Raw genomic sequence first — 20,761 nt, 5'->3', positions numbered from 1 at the left:
TGATGAATTTTTCGGGCTCCCTGCCCGCCGGCCTTAATGTTATGGATGTTTCCCTGCTGCTCGACCACCTCAATGATGCCCAGCGCGATGCGGTTTCTGCCCCCGCCACCAACCAGTTAATCCTGGCCGGTGCCGGCAGCGGTAAAACCCGGGTGCTGGTGCATCGCATTGCCTGGTTGATCCAGGTGGAGCGGGTGTCGCCCTACTCGATTATGGCGGTGACGTTTACCAACAAAGCCGCACGCGAAATGCGCAGCCGGCTGGATGAACTCTTCCACCAGAACAATCAACACATCAACAGCCGCGCTATGTGGGTCGGCACTTTCCATGGTCTTGCCCATCGTTTGTTAAAAGCCCATTGGCAAGATGCAAACCTGCCGCAAAATTTCCAGATCCTTGATAGCGATGACCAGCTGCGGTTAATCAAGCGTGTATATCAAGCACTCAATCTGGATGAAAATAAATGGCCGCATAAACAAGCACAGTGGTACATCAACGAACAAAAAGATGAAGGTTTGCGCCCGCAACACATCCAGGAAACGGGCGATCCATTTGTGCGCACCATGCTGCAAATTTATCGCGCCTACGAAGAGGATTGTCAGCGCGGTGGCATGGTGGACTTCGCTGAAATTTTGTTGCGCGCCCATGAACTCTGGCTCCACAAGCCGCACATCCTGGAACATTATCGCCAGCGTTTTCCATTCATCCTTGTCGACGAGTTCCAGGATACCAACAGTGTGCAATACGCCTGGTTGCGTGTGCTTGCCGGCAAAGAAAGTTGTGTAACGGCAGTGGGCGATGACGACCAATCCATCTACGGCTGGCGCGGTGCAAAAATAGAAAATATCCAGCGTTTCTCGCAGGATTTCGCCGGCACACAGGTATATCGCCTCGAACAAAATTACCGTTCCACCGGCAATATTTTGCAAGCTGCCAATGCGGTGATCAAACACAATGCCGGGCGTTTGGGCAAAGAATTATGGACAGAGGGTGATAAAGGCGAGGCGATTTCCCTTTACGCCGCGTACAACGAGCAGGATGAAGCGCGTTTTATTGTCGAGCGAATCCAAAGCTGGTTAAAGCAAGGTAATAAACGCGATTCGGTAGCGATCTTATATCGCTCCAACGCCCAATCGCGGGTACTTGAAGAAGCGTTGCTGCGCGAGGCAATTCCCTATCGTATTTACGGCGGATTGCGCTTTTATGATCGCCTCGAAATTAAAAATGCAATTGCGTATATGCGCCTTATCAGCAATCGCCACGACGATGCGGCATTTGAGCGCGTCATTAATACACCAACGCGCGGCATTGGTGGCAAGACGGTTGATGACATTCGCCTCTTTGCGCGGGAGCAGGGTTTTTCCCTGTGGGCCGCTGCGGAAAAAATGCTCGCGCATAAAGTGTTAACGGCGCGCGCCGGCAATGCGGTGCAAACGTTTTTGAATTTAATTATCAAACTCGCTCAAGACACTAGCGAAATTGACGTGAATGGCGATGCGCCTGCGCTCGACGAAATCGCGCGCATGGTGATTGAAGACACGGGTTTGCTGCTGTTCCATCAAAATGAAAAAGGCGAGAAAGGCCAGGCGCGCGGCGAAAACTTGCAGGAATTAATTACCGCGTGCCGCGCGTTTGATGTAGAAGAAAGCGATGAAAACCTTACACCACTGCAACAATTTTTAGATACCGCTGCACTCGATGCCGGTGAAACCCAGGCTGATGAATTTGAAGAAGCGATCCAGCTGATGACCTTGCACTCGGCGAAAGGTTTGGAATTCCCGTTGGTATTCCTCGCCGGTGTGGAAGAAGGTTTGTTCCCGCATAAAATGTCGGCGGATGATCCGGATCGTTTGGAAGAAGAACGTCGCCTTTGTTATGTGGGCATCACGCGCGCGATGCAAAAATTATTTATCAGTTACGCCGAAACTCGTCGGCTATACGGCAACGAAACCTTCAATGCAGTCTCGCGTTTTGTAAAAGAAATCCCGACGGATTGCATTGAAGAAGTTCGTTTAAAAACCGCCGTCACTCGTCCGGTCAGTTTTCAGCGCACACCTGCGCGTGAAAGCTTGAGTGATAGCGGCGAAGGCAGCGGCTTCAGGCTTGGCCAGCGCGTCAATCATGCCATATTTGGTGAAGGGGTTATTTTGCAATTTGAAGGCACCGGCCCCAATGCGGTAGTGCAGGTCAAATTCGAAAAAATCGGCACCAAGCGTTTGGTTATGCAATATGCAAAATTGCAGGGCTTGTAATTTGTTTGGGCTTGATTGTAAGGCAAGGCCCAGCGCTCAATGATTTATTGTCAGGTTGGCGGAGGCAATCTGCGCATACTTATCGCTATCGTGGTTGCCAGCGTCTTTTGATTTGAGTACCAGGTATTTGCTGCGGTATTGGTAGCTTTTTGTACACCAAAGCGCGGCAAAAAAGTGATTGAGTTGTGCGATTAAGCAATCGAAAAGAATTACAGATTGATATCCCCTTGCGCACTGATTTCCACCAGTGTTGCGATGCCATTCTTGCGCAGCTTGTCCATTAGTTTGGCGAGATGTTCTACTTCCGCTGCATCCAATTGTTCGCCGTGGATAAACGTAAGGCGTTTTTTGGCTACCAGTGCACGCACATAATCCGGGCGCACACGCAGGCGTTCAGCAGTTTGGCTAATCGAAAGCAGTTGACGTAGCATCTTGGGTTCACTGTGTGATCGGATGGCAAGAGGCTCACTATGCCATATTTACCGTTACATTTAACGGTGTTTGACTCGCTATAAAACGCTGGCAATAAAACTTTCGGCTGAGCGCTGCGTCAAGCTGTGCCATAATTTCCGCTATTCTTTGATATCTGTTCATTTGTTTCGAATTTTCCAAGGCGACTTCATGGCTAATCTCGGCACCCTTTACACCGTTTCCGCGCCTTCGGGTGCAGGCAAAACCAGTCTCGTCAGCGCGCTGGTCAAATCCAATCCGGAAGTTTGTGTCTCTGTTTCCCATACCACTCGCCCCATGCGTCCCGGTGAAATTGACGGGGTGAATTACCATTTTGTCGATCACGCCACCTTTGAAAAAATGCTGGAAGATGGTGCATTCCTCGAACATGCACGCGTATTCAGCAATTTATACGGCACCTCGCAGCAATGGGTGGTGGATACCTTGAACCAGGGAATCGATGTGATCCTGGAAATCGATTGGCAAGGTGCGCAACAAGTGCGCAAGCTAATGCCGGACACCGTTAGCCTGTTTATATTGCCGCCCTCATTAGCCTGTTTGCGCCAGCGTTTGACCGGCCGCGGCCAGGATAATGATGCGGTGATCGAAGCGCGTATGAATGAGGCGATCAGTGAAATGTCTCATTATGTGGAAGCGGATTATCTGATCATCAATGATGATTTCACCGTAGCGCTCGCACAGTTCCAGGCGCTAATTACCAGCCAGCATATCCGCCTGGCACGACAGGCAGAGCGCCACAATGGCCTGTTGCAGAGTTTATTGGCTTAATTTCAGCCAGCGGCGGTTGGCATAGTTGCTGCCGCTGACGCATAATAGCGACCCCCTTGGTGCTTTGGACCTGAAGCGCCCCGAATTCCACGTGTTATCCGACACGTAATTTTGCAAAGTACCTCTAACAAAGTACCTTTTTAACAGAGCATTGAGTTATGGCACGTATTACCGTTGAAGATTGTCTGGATCATGTAGATAACCGTTTTGAGTTGGTGATGGTTGGCAGCAAGCGCGCCCGCCAATTAGCCATCGGTGGCAAAGATCCTTTTGTTGCCCCTGAGAACGACAAGCCAACCGTTATCGCGTTGCGTGAAATTGAAGAAGGTTTTATCGACGCAAGTATCCTGCTGGAAAAAGACACCCTGCCACAACCCAAGCCAGAACGTGTTTACGACAACGAGATTTAAATTTCCATCAGCCGCCACCATCTCCATGAGTGGCGGTTGTGCTTTTGGAAACCTGATGCCGGCGCTGCTGGCAATGTGAAATCTGGAGAGAGGCGTGCAAACCATCGAGGCCCTTAGCCATCGGCTATCGTCTTATCTCGAACCTTCCCAAATCAATTTGGTGAAGCGCGCCTACTTCTACGCCGAACAAGCCCACGACGGCCAGAAACGCCGGAGCGGCGAAGCTTATATTACCCATCCCCTCGCGGTAGCCGACATCCTCGCCAGTATGCATATGGACCATCAAAGCCTGATGGCGGCCATGTTGCACGATGTAATTGAAGACACTGGCATCAGCAAAAAAGCCATCTCCGGCCAATTTGGCGAATCGGTGGCGAACCTGGTGGATGGCGTATCCAAGCTGACGCAGATTGAATTTGAATCCCACGCGGAAAAGCAGGCGGAAAATTTCCAGAAGATGGCATTGGCGATGGCCAATGATCTGCGCGTGATCCTGGTAAAACTCGCCGACCGCTTGCATAACATGCGCACATTAGGTGCGATGCCGCCAGATAAAAAACGCCGTATCGCCAAAGAAACCCTCGAAATTTACGCGCCGATTGCTCATCGATTAGGTATGAACGATGTGCGCCTGGAGTTGGAGGATCGCAGCTTCTACTGTATGTATCCGTTGCGCGCTACGCGCTTGCAAGCTGCGTTAAAAACTGCGCGCGGTAATCGCAAGGAACTGGTAGAACAAATCCAGGCGTCGTTTGAAAAACGCCTGCTCAAGGAAAATATCACCGCGATTGTAATCGGGCGGGAAAAGCATTTGTTCAGCATCTACGAGAAGATGCGCCAGAAGAAAAAATTCTTCAAAGAGATTATGGATGTCTACGCGTTCCGCATCATTGTAGATAGCGTAGATACTTGTTATCGCGTACTTGGTGTAGTGCATAACCTCTACAAGCCGGTTGCCGGTGAATTTAAAGATTACATCGCCATTCCCAAAACCAACGGCTACCAATCGCTGCATACCGTGTTGGTGGGAATGCATGGGGTGCCGATTGAAGTGCAAATCCGCACCAAGGAAATGGACGAGATGGCCAACAGCGGAATTGCGGCGCATTTCCTCTACAAATCCAATAGCGATGCCACCATCAATGCCAGCCACAGCCGTGCGCGCCAGTGGGTGCAGGGTTTGCTGGAGATGCAAAAGAATGCCGGTAATTCGTTGGAGTTTATCGAAAACGTCAAGATCGATCTCTTCCCCGACGAAGTGTATGTGTTTACACCCAAAGGCAAAATTGTGGAGTTGCCCACCGGCGCAACTCCGGTGGATTTTGCTTACGCGGTGCATACCGATATCGGCAACACTTGCGTAGCCTGCCGCATTAACGAGCGCATGGCGCCGTTGTCGCAGCCGTTATTGAGCGGACAAAAAGTGGCGATTATCACGGCGCAGGGTGCGCAACCGAATCCGAATTGGCTCAATTTTGTAGTGTCGGCGAAAGCGCGCTCGGCGATTCGCCATTACCTGAAGCACCAGCGCCACCATCAATCGGTGACGCTTGGCAAACGTATGCTCAACCGCGCACTGGCAGAAATCCATCTCGATCTCGAGCATCTCAACGAGGAAAAACAGCACAAGATTTTGCAGAGTACCCAGGTTGACTCGATGGAAAAACTCTACGAGGAAATCGGCCTTGGAAATAAGGTGGTTTATTCGATTATAAAATTGTTGCAGCCGGATGCTGAAGCAAAGCCGCGTACCGGTTTGGTTGGCTCGGCAATTACGATTGATTCCGCTGAAGGGATGATGATCAGTTTTGCCCGTTGTTGCCGCCCAATTCCTGGCGATCCGATTATCGGCCACGTCAGTTCCGGAAAAGGGCTGGTAATCCATCAGGACACTTGCCGCAATATTGCTGAAATCCGCAACTATCCCGACAAAATCAGCCAGGTGAATTGGGCCGCAAATGTCAGCGGTGAATTCCTGGTGGATGTGCGTGTTGAGGTGGAAAGTGATCGCGGCATTATTGCCACGTTGGCGACGCGCATCACCGAACAAGGTGCGAGCATCGAGCACATCAACGTCCATGAACGCGATGCGCACAACAGTGTTATCCATTTGTGCATCGGGGTGCACAACCGTATCCATCTCGCCAATATCATGCGCCGTATTCGCAATCTGAGTTTTGTGATTCGGGTGAATCGTTCTAAAAACTAATCCTTCTCCGGCCAGGGGGAGTGGGTGAGACTTTTTGAAAAAGGAAGCTCGCGGAGGATTTTGTTTTATACTTCACCGCTTCCCATTACGACTATCGATTAAAAGGTTCTCCCATGACCAATAAAGCCATTATCCACAGCGACAATGCTCCCGCCGCTATCGGCACTTATTCCCAGGCGGTGAAAGTTAACAATACTGTTTATCTTTCCGGCCAAATTCCATTGGACCCAAAAACCATGCAATTGGTGGACGGTGATTTCGCGGTACAAGCGCACCAGGTATTCAAAAACCTGCAAGCGGTTTGCGAAGCTGCCGGGGGTGGGTTGAAAGATGTGGTGAAGCTGAATATCTATCTGACGGACCTTGCAAATTTTCCGATAGTCAATGAAGTGATGGGCCACTATTTCCAACAACCCTATCCTGCGCGTGCCGCCATTGGCATCAATCAATTACCGCGCAATTCGCTGATTGAAGCAGATGGTGTGATGGTTATTTAACTATCTGCATTTGTTTTTGTGCGGATACATGCCCGATATAATCGGGCATTTTTTTGCGAAAAAAGACATGACACTTGTGAAGTTGCCAAGGGTGGCTCATTGCTTGTTAAATGAAACAAACCGCATAGAAACTCTCCGGGTAACGAATACTTTTCCGGGTCAATATATGCCGGTCAAACAATAAAAACAGATTCACTCCACTATCACTACGCGCGCTCTGGAATCCCACAACCATAAAGGTGTTTTCACTACACTCTGAATAACGGGGAAGAGCGATTATGGATCGTCGAAAATTTTTGGCGGTATCCCTCACTACCACTGCATTAAGTGCGTGCGGTGGTGGGAGTGGCGGCGGTAATGGAAGTATTGCTTCGAGCAGCAGTAGTGTTTCTTCTGAAAATGGAATTTGGGGTCAACTTGCGACACAGCTGAGTGGCACGGTGCTGCGTCCGGGACAAAATGATTACGAACTCCTGCGACGGGTTTACAACACCCGCTACGATCACATCAAACCGGTTGCCGTGGTGCGTTGCACCAGTGTGCAAGACGTACAGGCGACCCTGGCTTTCGCCCGCAGCCAAAAATTGGCGATCGTGCCACGCTCAGGTGGTCATGGTTACGCGGGTTATTCGACTACCGAAGGTATTGTGCTGGATTTGGGGCAGATGAAAAGTATCCAGGTTGGACCCGGTACCGCGACTATCGGTGCCGGCGCCAGGCTGGTTGATATCTACGACCAATTGGGCGCGCAGGGTGTTGGTATTCCTGCGGGTAGTTGCCCCACAGTGGGTATTGGTGGCCTGACGTTGGGTGGCGGGATTGGCATTGTGGATCGCGCTTACGGCTTGACCTGCGATAACCTGCTTGCTGCGGAAGTGGTGCTCGCTGATGGGCGGGTCATTGAGTGCGATGCGCAAAACCACGCTGATCTTTTTTGGGCATTGCGCGGCGGTGGCGGCGGTAATTTCGGGGTGGTTACCCGCTTTACCTTTAAAACCCATACGACTGCCGATATCACCACGTTCGATTCCTATTTCGATTTCAACGATTTCACCAGGGTTATGAGTGCCTGGCAGGCATGGCCGGAGACGTTGCCCAACCATATCTGGGCGCAGGCGATCCCCGGCTGGAATTCGCCCTCCAGTTCCCCTGCGTTGCAAATCCGTGTCTTTTGTATCGGGTCTATCGCGGACATGACGCCCCACTGGCAGCACTTCCTGCAACAGGCCGGCGTCACGCCTTTATGGGTGAGTCAGGTTACCGAGCCCTATCGCAGTGTCATGTTGAGTGGTTGTGGCGAGTTAAATATTCCGGCGTGCCACGTTCAGGGCGATGGTCAAGGCCAATATCCCCGCAACGCGTTTGCGGCGAGTTCGGATTTCTTCGCCAAACCTATCCCGGAAGAGGGTTTGCTGGTGCTGAAACAAGCCATTCTGGACAGCCAGCTTGCCGGCAATTACGGCATGATGATCATGGATTTGATGCACGGGGCAATCGATGAATTGGCAGCAGATGAGACGGCATTTGTGCATCGCGGGGCGCTGTTTAGCGTTGAGTACTACACCTGGTTTCGCGCCGGTACAGCCAATAACCAGGTCGACGCCGCCCAGGTCTGGGTAAACAGTTTCCGCCAAACGCTCTCGCCCTGGACTACCGGAGGCGCTTATGTGAATTACATCGACCCGTTGATCAGCAATTATGAAGTGGCTTATTACGGCGCGAATTATCCGCGCTTGCAGCAGGTGAAAGCGACTTATGATCCCGATTGGTTATTCAAAATCCCGCAAGGCGTGAAGCCATTATAGAAAACATGGATTGGCTGGTGAGCAGGTAGCTGCAACGCAACTACCTGCTGACGGGGGCGGGGACTAGCGTTTCTTCGCGGCCGGATTCGGCAAATCAGTAATGGTGCCTGCGCCTAATTCAGCGGCCAAACCGACGGATTCATGCAAGGTCGGGTGTGCGTGAATGGTCAGTGCAATATCTTCAACACTCGCACCAAATTCCAATGCCAGTGTTAATTCGCCCAATAATTCACCGGCGTGGATACCTACCAGCCCGGCGCCGAGTAAACGATCCGTCGTTGCGTCGTAAATCAGTTTGGTCTTGCCTTCGCTCCGGTCCGCAGCAATGGCACGGCCACTGGCGCTCCACGGGAACACTGCCGTTTTGAAATTGATGCCTTTTTGCTGGGCCTCTTTTTCAGTCAGGCCAACCCAGGCAATTTCCGGGCTGGTGTAGGCAATGGATGGGATCGCCATAGGCTCAAACTTATGGGGATGACCCGCAACACCTTCAGCGGCGGCGTGACCTTCGTGGGTGGCTTTGTGGGCGAGCATCGGTTGGCCGACGATATCGCCAATCGCGTAGATATGCGGCACATTGGTTTGCAGGTATTCGTTAACCGGGATGAAGCCGCGCTCATCGACATTCACACCAGCTTTTTCCGCGCCGATCAATTTGCCATTCGGTGTGCGGCCCACAGCAACCAATACAGCATCAAATTCAAGGGGAGTTGCCGGTGCCTGGGCGCCGCTGAATGCAACCTGTATTGCTTCAGGTTTGGCAGTGACAGCGTCTACTTTGGTGGAAAGCAATACTTCAAAGCGGCCCTTGTTATATTTGTTGTACACCGCGACCAGGTCTTTATCGGCGGCCGGAACCAGTTGGTCTGCAAACTCCACAACAGTCACTTTACTGCCCAGTGCTTCATAGACAGTTGCCATCTCCAAGCCAATAATGCCACCGCCGATAACCAGCAGGCGCGCTGGCACTGAGCGAAGCTCAAGGGCACCGGTAGAATCAAAGATACGAGGATCTTCAGGGATAAAGGGCAGTTTCACACTGCGTGAACCAGCGGCGATAATCGCATGGTCAAAATCTATCAGGGTGGTTTCTCCACCCTTAACCACTTGTAACTGGCGATCGCTCACAAAGCTGCCGTGACCTTCCACGACGCGCACTTTGCGGCCTTTCGCCATGGCACCAACCCCCGAAACGAGTTTGCTGACGACCGAATCCTTGTAAGCGCGGACTTTATCCAGATCGTGGCTGACCGCGCCGATACTCAGGCCGAGGTTATCCGCATGTTTGGTTTCATTGATCACTTCCGCCACGTGCAATAGCGCTTTGGAGGGAATACAGCCCACATTCAGGCAAACACCGCCTAGGCTGGAATAACGTTCAACGAGGGTGACCTCAAGGCCAAGGTCAGCAGCGCGGAAGGCAGCGGAATAGCCACCGGGGCCACTGCCGAGAACGACGAGTTGGGTCTTAACATTTGCCATGAAGTGCTCCTGTGTGAATTTTGATCTGGGGCTTTTTAAAGGACATTGTTGTGCATATTAAGGAAGCCGCATCATAAGGGATTCGGCGCTCATAAATCAGGTGCTTATCGCCATAAAAAATCACCTTATTACCTGAAGCAGGATTCAGTATCATGGTGCCACTACCAGCAATGAGAGCCGTGCGCAGCCATGGACGATACGTATAATTTTTCCTTGCATCCCCACTTTATCTACCAGACCGTCAGGGTTGGACGCGATAACATCCCGGTTTTGGTAATCGATAATTTCCTCGCTAGCCCTGAGTTCCTGGTGAGTCTGTGTGTTCAGGATAATAAACTTGACGAGGCTGATACCTATTATCCGGGCAAGCGAATGATGGCCCCCAAGCAATATACCTACGCTATTTATCGCTATCTGGGTGAGTTGATCGAACGCTGTTTTGGTTTACCCCGGGATGCCTGGGCAGGTGCGCAATCGCTTTATTCAATTGTGGCAACTCCCCCGGAAAAAATGGGCGCGCAGCAAAGTTTGCCGCATATCGATACCATCAAGCGTACCGATTTGGCATGCGTACATTACCTGTGTGGTGCCGAGCATGGGGGAACATCACTGTATCGCCATCGCGGCACTGGCTTTGAAATTATTGATGGCGCACGGCAAGCGATTTATAGCGAACGCGCCCGCGCGGAAGGCCTGCTGGAGAAATCCCCGCGCACATATATGAATGGTTCAGATCAATGGTTTGAGCAAATTATGAGTGTGGATGCGCGCTTTAACCGGTTGGTTATTTACCCTGGAAACGTGTTGCATTCGGGCAATATCGGCCCGGATTTCCGGTTTGATCCCGATCCGGCCAGCGGCCGCTTAACGCTTAACTCGTTTATTTTTGGCAAGCGCGATTGGGTCCAACAGCCTGCCGGATAATGGCAGGCTTGCTGGGGCGGCAGGAATACCGGCTGGGGGATAATTAGAAAAAGCTGAAGCCAACCTGGAACAGCTTTTCCACATCGCGGATATGCTTTTTCTGCAGCAGGAAAATAATGACATGATCGCCCGATTGCACAACCACATCGTCATGGGCGATTACTACCTCATCGCCATCAGGCCCTTGCCGTACAATCGCGCCGATATTGGCGCCTTCCGGCAGATCGATATCTTCCAGCGCTTTACCCACGACTTTTGACGACTTGGCATCGCCATGGGCGATGATTTCGATCGCCTCCGCCGCACCGCGCCGCAGTGAGTGAACGTTGACAATATCGCCGCGGCGCACGTGGGTAAGCAGGCTGCCGATGGTGGTGGTTTGGGGTGAAATAGCAATATCAATATCACCGCCCTGCACCACATCCACATAGGCGGGGTTGTTAATCAAGGTCATTACCTTGCGCGCACCCAGGCGTTTGGCGAGCATCGAGGACATGATATTGGCCTCGTCGTCGTTGGTCAGGGCGAGGAAAACATCCGTATCTTCAATACTTTCTTCCAACAATAAATCTTTATCCGAAGCGCTGCCCTGAATCACGATGGCGCGCTCCAGTTGTTCGGAAAGGCGAATGCAGCGGCTTTTGTTGTATTCAATCACGCGCACGTTGTAACGGCCTTCCAGCATCCTGGCGAGGCGCAAACCAATATTGCCACCTCCAGCGATAGTGATGCGTTTATAAGCGACTTCCAGGCGGCGCAACTCACTCATTACCGCGCGGATATCGGCCTTGGCGGCGATAAAGAAAACCTCATCATCGGCTTCGATCACCGTGGTTCCGGTAGGCATTATGGCGCGATTGCGGCGGTAAATTGCCGCAACGCGGGTCTCCACTGCGGGCATATGCTCACGTAAAAAGCGCAGCTCCTGGCCAACCAGCGGGCCACCGTGGTAAGCCTTTACTGCCACTAACTGTACTTTGCCATCGGCGAAATCCAGCACTTGCAGTGCGCCGGGTTGTTCGATCAAACGGAAAATGTATTCAGACATCAGCTGCTCCGGGCTGATCAATACATCAATCGGGATAGCGCCGGATTCAAACAGTTTTTGATGGGTTAAATACGAGGTGGCACGCACCCGCGCAATTTTGGTGGGGGTGTGGAACAGATTTTCTGCGACGGTGCAGGCGATCATATTGATCTCGTCATCGCTGGTGACGGCCACCAGCATATCGGCGTCTTCCATGCCGGCTTGCGCAAGGATATCCGGATGCGAGGCTTCGCCAGTAACGACGCTGATATCCAGCCGGTCGCGCAACTCGCGCAAACGCGCTTCATCGGTATCGACAACGGTAATGTCATTGGCCTCGTTGGCCAGGTGCTCTGCGAGGCTGCCGCCAACCTGGCCGGCGCCGAGGATAATTATTTTCATAATCGCTATCTCCGTTATTGGGCAAACTCACCGCGCTGCCGGACTGGTTTGCGCAACTTTTTTAATTTTCCCTGCGGATGTTGTGCCTAGGTAATGTCGCATCCATCTACTTCTGGCAAGAACGGTATTTTCCCGGTTCGGAACATGCACATCTGCATCCAGTAGGTAGATCAGCTTAGCTTCCGGAGGCGCGCATAGTAAAAACCATCGTGGCCATCCAGTTGTGGTAACAATTGCCTGCCACAGGTTTGCGGCAGGCCCCAATCAACATCCAGCTGGTCGCAGTGGGCATCCTTTTGGCGCGCCACAAAGGCTTCGATAACCCGGGTGTTTTCCTTCGGCATCATTGAACAGGTGGCGTAGAGCAAAATTCCGCCGGGTTTCAAGAGCGGCCATAAGCTTTTCAGGAGTTGTTGCTGCAATTCACCAAGCCGGTCGAGTTCTTCGGGGGTGCGCAAGACCTTGATGTCCGGGTGGCGGCGGATAATGCCGGTTGCTGAGCAAGGTGCATCGAGCAGGATGCGATCGTAAAGTTCACCGTTCCACCAGGTATCCGGTTTTGTACCATCGCCGCACATAATGTTGGCGGTTACTCCCAAGCGAGTAAGGTTTTCGCGCACACGGCCAAGGCGGCGTTCGTCGGCATCCAGTGCGGTCACTGTAAGGCTCGGTTCCAGCTCTAAGAGATGGCCTGTTTTCCCTCCGGGCGCACTACATGCATCCAATACCCGCAAGTTGGGTGACAATTGCAGCAAATCGCCACTCAATTGCGCAGCTTCATCCTGCACGCTCAGCCAGCCTTCAGCGAAATGCGGCAGTTTGCGCGGATCACAAGCGTGTTCAAGGGTAATGCCATAAGGGCTGAATCGGGTGGCATTCGCGTTAATGCCGAGTCCACTCAATAAAGTGAGATATTGCTCGCGACGGATTTTGTTGACATTGAGGCGCAAGGTGAATGGCGGGTGCTGGTTATTGGCAGCGATCAGATTATCGAATTGTTCAGGCCAGCATTTGCTAATCATGGCCTCCATCCAGGCGGGGTGATTGCTCTGGAATGCGCGGTTTTGGCTAAGAAATTCGTTAATTTTGGCGCTATCGCGCTGGAAACTCCGCAAAACGCCATTTACCAGTTTGGTCGCCCAGGGCTTTTTGATGTGGCGGGTGACCTCCACGGTTTCACCGATGGCGGCATGGTCGGGAATGCGTGTATGTAGCAGTTGGTAAAGCCCGAGTAGCAACAGGGCTTGCACGTCGTTATCTTTAGCCCTTAGCGGTTTATCCAGGAGACACTCGGTATAGGCCTGAAGTTGGGGATAAAAACGGCAAGTGCCAAAACACAATTCCTGTAGTAACGCGCGATCATTTTCAGGGATTTTCGCTGAAATAGGTGGTAATAAGCTGGAAAGTGAGCCTTTCAATCCAAGAATCTGTGTTATCACCTGTGCGGCGGCGGCGCGTACCCTTAGCATGTCGGTTGTTCCAACTGATCGCCGACTTTAAACAGGTCCGGGTGGCCGCGCAGTATTTCGTTTACCTTCATCACTTTTTTGCCCGGGAGCTGCAATTGTTCCAGTATTAATTGGCCTTCAGCGCAAGCAACCCAAAGGCCCTGTTCGGTGATTTGACTGATACTCCCGGGAATCCCTGCTGAGGTTTTATCAATGGCGCTTGCCGCCCAGACACGAATACGTTGGTCGTCAGCGGCACCTGCCGGTTTGGTGTGGGCGACAGGAAACGGGTTAAAGGCGCGCACACGGCGCTCCAGGGTAAGCGCTGGTAATGCCCAATTTAAGGCAGCTTCTTCTTTGCTAAGTTTTGGAGCGTAATTGCTTAGGGAATCATCCTGTTTTTCCGGTTTGGCGGTATTGGTTTGCAGTTGCTCTAGCGCGCTTAATAGCGCCGGACTTCCAATCTGGATGAGCTTATCATGCAGGCTTCCGCCGGTATCGTCCGCTAAAATCGGGCAATAAGCTTTGATCAGCATATCACCGGTATCCAATCCCACATCCATTTGCATAATGGTGACGCCGGTCTCGGTGTCGCCCGCTTCAATGGCGCGCTGGATAGGGGCCGCACCACGCCAGCGCGGCAGGATTGAGGCATGGACGTTAATGCAACCCAGGCGCGGCGCCTCGAGGACCGCCTTTGGTAAGATCAGGCCATATGCGACCACGACCATCAAATCCGCTTGCAAGCTGGCAAGCCCGGCAATCGCTTCTGGCGCTTTGAAATTGAGCGGTTGGTAAACCGGGATGTTGTTGGCCAGCGCGACTTCCTTTACCGGGCTCGCGGTAAGCTTTTTGCCGCGACCTGCGGGGCGATCAGGCTGGGAATATACGGCGATCACCTGGTGGCGGCTGTCCAGCAGGGTCTTTAGATGTTCAGCGGCAAATTCCGGGGTGCCGGCAAAAATAATGCGTAAACCTTGGCTCATGGATAACCTATTGAAATAGCGGAAATTTAACTCGCAAGAAATAAAAAAGGCGCCAGTAGCGCCTTGGTTTGCCGGGCGCTAACTCAGCGCGCTTCGGCCTTATGCTTTTTCTCCAGCTTGGAGCGAATGCGCGAACGTTTAAACGGCGAAATATGGTCTACAAACAATTTGCCATTCAGGTGGTCCAGCTCGTGCTGGATACACACGGCCAACAAACCGGCGGGCTCCATTTCAAAGGGGTTGCCATCCCGATCCAGCGCTTTTACCCGGATACGGGTCGGGCGCATTACCGTTTCGTAGAATCCAGGCACTGACAGGCAACCTTCATCGTAGGGTGCAGAAGAATTATCCAGCGTCTCAATTTCCGGGTTGATAAACACCAGCGGCTGGGATTTATCTTCGCTCACGTCTATAACTACTACGCGAATATGCACATTGATCTGGGATGCTGCGAGGCCAACACCGGGGGCGTCGTACATGGTTTCAAACATATCGTCGATCAGTTTGCGGATTTCATCGTCCACTTCTGTGACGGGTTTGGCGACAGTACGCAGCCGTGGGTCGGGAAATTCAAGGATAGGTAACAAGGCCATAGTGTTTGTGACAAACTTCTAGTAAAAAGGTAATAACCGCTGCTAACATGATGATCGCACAGGATTTATGCGGTGCAAATGGAAACAGCATGGGCTTTAATTCAACTATTATACGTCTATCTGCCTCAGGACCGAATAAAACAGGATCGGTTTCTATGAAAAAAATATTATTGGCGGTGTTCGCCGCATCCCTAATCAGCTTGTTTTCCTGGGCTGATGACTCCGTGCTCAAAACGGGTCACCCCGACGAATATACCGTTAAAAAAGGCGATACCCTGTGGGATATCTCCGCGACATTTTTAAACAGTCCCTGGCTCTGGCCAGAGATTTGGCATGTTAATCCACAAATTGAAAACCCCCATCTCATTTTCCCTGGGGATTTGATCAAGCTTATTTATTTGGATGGCCGGCCGCGCCTGACTGTTGAGCGCACGCTCAAGATGGTTCCGGGTGCTGGTGGTATCAATGGCGCAACCAAGCTTAGCCCCAGCGTTCGTGTACAAAAAATGGAGGATGCCATCTCTACTATCCCGCTCGACAGGATTGATGCATTCCTGTCCCGCAGTCGTATTGTGGAAGCTGGTGTACTGGAAAAAGCCCCTTACATGCTGGCTGGCCAGCAGCAGCACGTTATTGTAGGTGCGGGTGATTTGGCTTATGCGCGCGGTACGTTTGATTCGAGCTTTTCCAATTACGGTATTTATCGCAAAGGCCAGGTGTTTAAAGATCCGGTAACCAAAGAGTTTCTGGGGGTATACGCGCAAAGCATTGGTACTGTTGCGATTGATAACATCGAGGGTGAAGTTGCCAAGCTGGATGTAATCCGTACCTATGAAGAAGTGCGCCCTGGCGACCAATTACTGCCCAGCGAAGACCGTTCCGTAGATTCACTGTTTTATCCCAGTGCACCGGATGATGACATCAATGCTCAAATCATTGCTGTTGAAGGTGGTGTTACCCAGGTTGGCAAATTCAATGTGGTAATCATTAACCGCGGTGAACGCGAAGGTCTGCAAATTGGCAATGTGTTGGCTATCTACAAGACGGGTGAAGTGGTTCGCGATCGTGTGAAAGGCGGCAAAATTGCCCTGCCGGATGAGCGTGCTGGCCTGTTAATGGTATTCCGCACGTTTGAAAAGATAAGCTTCGGTCTGGTTTTGGAAGCGGATCGCGCATTGGCTGTTAACGACAAGGTGCGCAACCCCTAAGTAAATATGCCCCCGTCCGGGGGCAGTCTATATCAAGGATGATTATGACCCTCTCCCTGCTCGATTCCTGCCTCGCTAAATATCTACTCTTTTTGCGTTTGCCTGAAACCGGCGCCGGTGCTTACTGGCAATTGCGCGAACAGGGATTGGATATTGAAACCCTGTTAGATCAATCTCCATCAGCCCTTAAATCCTATTTTCGTCCCGCCGCGTTGGAATCGCTCCGTGCTTTTCACTCCGGCTCTGCACTGACCCGGCGCCTGGAACAGGATCTGGCTTATATAGAAAGCCAACCGGATTTGCATTGCCTGACATTCGATGACCCCCGCTATCCCAGGCTGTTGCGGGAAATCCCGAAGCCGCCCCCTATGTTATTTGTGCGTGGTGATCACACTTGCCTTAGCCTGCCGCAAGTTGCGATGGTGGGCAGCCGTAACCCGACGGCGGGTGGCAGTGAAAATGCCGAGCGTTTTGCGCGATACCTTGCAGAATGCGGATTTGCGATTACCAGTGGCCTGGCACTGGGAATTGATGCTGCTGCGCATCAGGGTGCATTGAATGCCGGTGGAAAAACTATTGCAGTGATGGGGACCGGAATTGACATGATTTATCCTGCGCGCCATCGTGGTTTGGCGCAGGCGATTCTGTATGCAGGCGGCGCATTGGTCAGTGAGTTCCCGCTTGGGGTGAGCTCCCAGGCAGCGAATTTCCCGCAACGAAATCGCATTATCAGTGGTTTAAGTGGCGGGACTCTGGTGGTGGAGGCGGCTGTACAAAGCGGTTCATTGATAACGGCTGCTTACGCCTTGCAACATAACCGGGAAGTCTTTGCAATTCCGGGGTCAATCCATAATCCATTAGCCCGTGGTTGCCATCAGTTAATTCGCCAGGGGGCGACGCTGGTTGAAACTGCGCAGGATATTGTCGAGCAACTGGCTGGTTTGATCAGTTACAAGCGCCAGGAAGTGGCACATAAAAATAGCTCCCTGGCTCTGTTTGATACGGCTGATATTGACGCTCCCGAGCCAGTTTTAGATCCGGATGAGCAGGCATTACTGGATGCGTTGGGCTTTGATCCGTTGCCGCTGGACCTACTCGCAGAGCGTACCGGCGCTGATATAGGAAGCCTCTCCGCCGGTTTGGTGGCACTGGAAATCAAAGGTCTGGTGCAGCAAATAGGTGCTTGTTATCAACGTGTATGAGTAGGTGAAGGGTGTAAGATTGAACGCTAAGCTGGGATAATCACCAGACCGTGTTTCCAACGTTGAAAAAGGTATATTCATGCTTGAATGGTCGCTCAACCCCCGTGTGCAATTCGCCGCCCGGCAAATGAGATTGGGTGGTGTTGTTGCTTATCCCACCGAAGCCGTGTGGGGGCTGGGCTGTAATCCTTTTGATGAAGTTGCGGTCATGGATTTGCTGGCATTGAAAGATCGCCCGGTAGAAAAGGGAGTGATTTTATTAGCAGCGGATATTCGTATGTTCGAGCCTTTTTTAGTGCACCTGGATGATCTGCAACGGCAGCGCTTGAAAAATTCATGGCCTGGGCCTTACACCTGGCTGGTGCCTAATAATGGTTTGGCGCCGCCCTGGATTACCGGTAATTTTTCCAGTGTTGCGTTGCGGGTTACCGATCATCCGGTTGCGGCTGGCCTGTCACGTGCCTTTGGTGGGCCGATAGTATCCACTTCATGCAATCCCGCTGGCATGAAACCGGCGCGCACTATTGATCAGGTTCGGCGCTATTTTGGTAATCAGCTCGATGCTGTTACCTCCGGGCAAGTGGGCGCGCGTGCTGCCCCCTCGGAAATTCGCGATTTGCTTACCGGTGAAATCATTCGACCCGGCTGATTGCGCCACTATCTTTTCCCCTTTATGACAAGGCCGCGTAGAATACCGGCCTTTATTTATTCCCGTCTAAGGACTCCGCCATGACTCTCGCTTCCGGGCCGGATAAAGCCGCCGTTAAAGCCTATCTACTGGATTTACAAGACCGTATTTGCCAGGCGCTTGCCGTCGAAGATGGTGGTGCGCAATTTGTTGAAGATAGCTGGACGCGCAACGAAGGCGGCGGCGGTCGTTCGCGCGTGCTCACCAACGGCAACGTAATTGAAAAAGGCGGTGTTAATTTTTCCCATGTCCACGGTACCCAGATGCCCGCGTCGGCCACCGCCCACCGCCCTGAATTGGCCGGGCGCTCGTTTGAAGCAATGGGTGTTTCGCTCGTCATTCATCCGCATAATCCCTATGTGCCAACCAGTCACGCCAACGTACGGTTTTTTATCGCCGAAAAAGAAGGTGCTGCGCCGGTGTGGTGGTTTGGGGGTGGTTACGATTTAACGCCCTATTACGGCAACGAAGATGATGTTGTCCATTGGCATCAAACCGCAAAAAACGCCTGTGACCCACTTGGTGAGCATCTTTATCCCAAATTTAAAAAATGGTGCGATGATTATTTTTTCCTTAAACATCGTGGTGAAGCGCGCGGTGTAGGCGGTTTATTTTTTGATGATTATAACGCGGAAAGTTTTGACCACAGTTTCGCACTGATGCAGGCAGTTGGCGACAGTTATGTCCCTGCGTATGTACCGATTGTAAACGCGCGTAAAGCTATGTCTTTTTCGGAACGCGAACGCGATTTCCAACTCTATCGTCGTGGCCGTTATGTTGAGTTCAACCTGGTTTATGATCGCGGCACATTATTTGGTTTGCAAACTGGTGGGCGCACAGAATCAATTCTAATGTCATTGCCGCCACTGGTGCGCTGGGAATACAACTGGCAACCGGAAGCGGGTAGCCCGGAAGCAGAACTTTACGAAAAATTTTTACCCCATCGCGATTGGCTGAAATAAAAAACGACAATTATCCGCGCTGACATTTTGATTTTATTGGGACTCTCATGACAGATTTATACGCAGTATTTGGCAATCCGATTAGCCACAGTAAATCGCCAGTTATTCATCGCCAGTTTGCCGAACAAACCGGGCAGGATATGCATTACACCAAGCAATTGGTCAATGAAGGTGAATTTGAAAAAGCGGCGCAGGATTTTTTTGCGCAGGGCGGCAAAGGTTTAAATATTACTGTGCCATTTAAATTAAATGCATTTGAGTTTGCCCAAAAACGTACTGCTCGTGCAGAGCGTGCAGGCGCAATTAATACACTCGCGGTATTAAGCGATGGCACTATCCTTGGTGATAACACGGACGGTATCGGTATGATTCACGATATGCACAACCTCGGTTGGGAGATCCAGGGCAAGCGCGTATTAATTCTCGGTGCTGGTGGCGCAGTGCGCGGCATTTTGCAACCTTTGTTGGAAGAACAACCAGCACGCATCACCATTGCTAATCGAACCCTGAGTAAAGCGGAAGAGTTGGCGAAAAATTTTCTGGACCTTGGCGATATCCACGCGAAAGCCTTTGAACAACTTCACGGTGACAGTTTTGATATTGTGATTAATGGAACCTCAGCCAGTTTGCAAGGTGAATTACCGCCGCTCCCGGAAAAACTGCTCGCTGCAAATGCCAGTTGTTACGACATGATGTACGGTGCCGAGCCAACCATCTTTTTGCAGTGGGCAAAAACGCACGGCGCTACGCAAATTGCTGATGGTTTGGGGATGTTAATTGGGCAAGCGGCAGAAGCTTTTTATTTGTGGCGACAAATTCGCCCTGAAGTGGTGCCGGTGATAACGTCGCTACGCCGCCAGCTTACCGAAAAAAAATAGATCCCATGCGATACTGACACTTTTTCTGGTTGGTATCGCATTCATTATGGCTTATCTCTCGCTTTTCGTTGCTGCATTCCTGGCGGCAACTCTCCTGCCGCTTTCATCGGAAGCATTGCTTGCTACATTGATTTATCAACATTATTCCCTGCCATTATTATGGGCTGTTGCTACGTTGGGCAATACACTGGGTTCCTGTGTGAATTGGTATTTGGGCAAGCAATGTTTGCATTTACAAACAAAAAAATGGTTTCCATTTTCGCAGGCACAAATAAATAATGCACAAACACGATTTAAAAAACATGGCCAGTGGTCATTATTATTTGCTTGGGTGCCTGTAATTGGTGATCCGTTAACTTTCTTTGCAGGGGTTATGCGCGTTTCCTTCTACCGATTTCTGGTGTTGGTTTTTTGCGGAAAAGCCATTCGATACTTATTAATTATCGGAGTTGCCATTGGTGTTTTTGGAAATGGGACTACATAAATAAGTAATCACCTATTGAATATATCCCATCAATTTTCATCATAAAAATAAAAGATAAATTTATT

Annotated in this window: 19 protein-coding genes; 13 read left to right on the top strand and 6 right to left on the bottom strand. The window is 51.4% G+C overall.

Translation table 11 applies throughout. From position 1 onward, the window contains the following. The first annotated feature begins 41 nt into the window (after positions 1-41). Positions 42-2,252 carry a DNA helicase II gene (gene uvrD, locus A596_RS19615; protein ID WP_039918188.1) on the top strand — a complete coding sequence of 737 codons (2,211 nt, stop codon included), beginning with the start codon at positions 42-44 and terminating at the stop codon, positions 2,250-2,252. Positions 2,253-2,461: 209 nt separating this feature from the next. Here the strand turns inward: uvrD and A596_RS19610 are convergent, their stop codons facing one another. Further along, a complete protein-coding gene (locus A596_RS19610; protein ID WP_039918037.1) occupies positions 2,462-2,683 on the bottom strand; it encodes a hypothetical protein in 222 nt (73 codons plus the stop codon). A 190-nt stretch (positions 2,684-2,873) separates the two neighbouring features. On the opposite strand from A596_RS19610, the gene gmk reads away from it, so the two are divergent. The 5 genes from gmk (at position 2,874) to A596_RS19585 (ending at position 8,412) form a co-directional block, all read left to right on the top strand. Then, positions 2,874-3,491 carry a guanylate kinase gene (gmk, locus tag A596_RS19605; RefSeq protein ID WP_039918035.1) on the top strand — a complete coding sequence of 206 codons (618 nt, stop codon included), beginning with the start codon at positions 2,874-2,876 and terminating at the stop codon, positions 3,489-3,491. 158 nt (positions 3,492-3,649) lie between these two features. Continuing rightward, complete coding sequence (rpoZ, locus tag A596_RS19600) at positions 3,650-3,901, top strand: DNA-directed RNA polymerase subunit omega (RefSeq protein ID WP_039918033.1); 252 nt, start codon at positions 3,650-3,652, stop codon at positions 3,899-3,901. A 94-nt stretch (positions 3,902-3,995) separates the two neighbouring features. Then, positions 3,996-6,110, top strand: a complete 2,115-nt coding sequence (spoT, locus tag A596_RS19595) for a bifunctional GTP diphosphokinase/guanosine-3',5'-bis pyrophosphate 3'-pyrophosphohydrolase (RefSeq protein WP_039918032.1) — start codon at positions 3,996-3,998, stop codon at positions 6,108-6,110. A gap of 113 nt (positions 6,111-6,223) precedes the next feature. After that, complete coding sequence (locus A596_RS19590; RefSeq protein ID WP_039918030.1) at positions 6,224-6,607, top strand: RidA family protein; 384 nt, start codon at positions 6,224-6,226, stop codon at positions 6,605-6,607. 278 nt (positions 6,608-6,885) lie between these two features. Beyond that, on the top strand, positions 6,886-8,412 hold the full coding sequence (locus tag A596_RS19585; RefSeq protein WP_052417719.1) for an FAD-binding oxidoreductase: 1,527 nt from the start codon (positions 6,886-6,888) through the stop codon (positions 8,410-8,412). A 63-nt stretch (positions 8,413-8,475) separates the two neighbouring features. On the opposite strand, the gene lpdA is transcribed toward A596_RS19585, so the two are convergent. Beyond that, positions 8,476-9,894 (bottom strand): dihydrolipoyl dehydrogenase, encoded by a 1,419-nt coding sequence (lpdA, locus tag A596_RS19580; protein ID WP_039918027.1) that lies wholly within the window; start codon positions 9,892-9,894, stop codon positions 8,476-8,478. Positions 9,895-10,083: 189 nt separating this feature from the next. Between lpdA and A596_RS19575 the strand changes: the two genes are divergently transcribed. Continuing rightward, a complete protein-coding gene (locus A596_RS19575; RefSeq protein ID WP_052417718.1) occupies positions 10,084-10,818 on the top strand; it encodes a DUF6445 family protein in 735 nt (244 codons plus the stop codon). Between the two features lie 43 nt (positions 10,819-10,861). On the opposite strand, the gene trkA is transcribed toward A596_RS19575, so the two are convergent. The 4 genes from trkA to def all read right to left on the bottom strand — a co-directional run bounded on the left by trkA (position 10,862) and on the right by def (position 15,274). Further along, positions 10,862-12,247: a Trk system potassium transporter TrkA gene (gene trkA, locus A596_RS19570; protein WP_039918024.1), complete on the bottom strand. Its 1,386-nt coding sequence runs from the start codon at positions 12,245-12,247 to the stop codon at positions 10,862-10,864. A gap of 170 nt (positions 12,248-12,417) precedes the next feature. Beyond that, positions 12,418-13,716 carry a 16S rRNA (cytosine(967)-C(5))-methyltransferase RsmB gene (rsmB, locus tag A596_RS19565; RefSeq protein WP_039918022.1) on the bottom strand — a complete coding sequence of 433 codons (1,299 nt, stop codon included), beginning with the start codon at positions 13,714-13,716 and terminating at the stop codon, positions 12,418-12,420. Beyond that, entirely contained in the window at positions 13,710-14,681 is a 972-nt protein-coding gene (gene fmt, locus A596_RS19560) for a methionyl-tRNA formyltransferase (protein WP_039918020.1), read from the bottom strand. Before fmt ends, rsmB begins: the two co-directional genes overlap by 7 nt. A gap of 83 nt (positions 14,682-14,764) precedes the next feature. After that, positions 14,765-15,274: a peptide deformylase gene (gene def / locus A596_RS19555; RefSeq protein ID WP_039918019.1), complete on the bottom strand. Its 510-nt coding sequence runs from the start codon at positions 15,272-15,274 to the stop codon at positions 14,765-14,767. Between the two features lie 155 nt (positions 15,275-15,429). Between def and A596_RS19550 the strand changes: the two genes are divergently transcribed. From A596_RS19550 to A596_RS19525, 6 genes are all read left to right on the top strand, one after another. Beyond that, the gene (locus tag A596_RS19550; RefSeq protein WP_039918017.1) at positions 15,430-16,482 is read left to right on the top strand and encodes a LysM peptidoglycan-binding domain-containing protein; all 1,053 of its coding nucleotides are present in this window, start codon (positions 15,430-15,432) and stop codon (positions 16,480-16,482) included. Positions 16,483-16,526: 44 nt separating this feature from the next. Beyond that, a complete protein-coding gene (gene dprA / locus A596_RS19545; RefSeq protein WP_039918015.1) occupies positions 16,527-17,684 on the top strand; it encodes a DNA-processing protein DprA in 1,158 nt (385 codons plus the stop codon). Positions 17,685-17,763: 79 nt separating this feature from the next. Next, positions 17,764-18,333 (top strand): L-threonylcarbamoyladenylate synthase type 1 TsaC, encoded by a 570-nt coding sequence (locus A596_RS19540; RefSeq protein WP_039918012.1) that lies wholly within the window; start codon positions 17,764-17,766, stop codon positions 18,331-18,333. An 80-nt stretch (positions 18,334-18,413) separates the two neighbouring features. Beyond that, positions 18,414-19,334 carry an oxygen-dependent coproporphyrinogen oxidase gene (hemF, locus tag A596_RS19535; protein ID WP_039918011.1) on the top strand — a complete coding sequence of 307 codons (921 nt, stop codon included), beginning with the start codon at positions 18,414-18,416 and terminating at the stop codon, positions 19,332-19,334. Positions 19,335-19,381: 47 nt separating this feature from the next. Continuing rightward, complete coding sequence (gene aroE, locus A596_RS19530; RefSeq protein WP_039918009.1) at positions 19,382-20,212, top strand: shikimate dehydrogenase; 831 nt, start codon at positions 19,382-19,384, stop codon at positions 20,210-20,212. Between the two features lie 46 nt (positions 20,213-20,258). Continuing rightward, on the top strand, positions 20,259-20,696 hold the full coding sequence (locus A596_RS19525; RefSeq protein ID WP_039918007.1) for a YqaA family protein: 438 nt from the start codon (positions 20,259-20,261) through the stop codon (positions 20,694-20,696). The last annotated feature ends 65 nt before the right edge of the window (positions 20,697-20,761 follow it).

Origin of the sequence: Cellvibrio mixtus subsp. mixtus J3-8 (assembly GCF_000766945.1) — a bacterium.
Taxonomy (GTDB): Bacteria; Pseudomonadota; Gammaproteobacteria; order Pseudomonadales; family Cellvibrionaceae; genus Cellvibrio; species Cellvibrio mixtus_A.
This window is presented reverse-complemented; position numbering and strand designations above follow the sequence as displayed.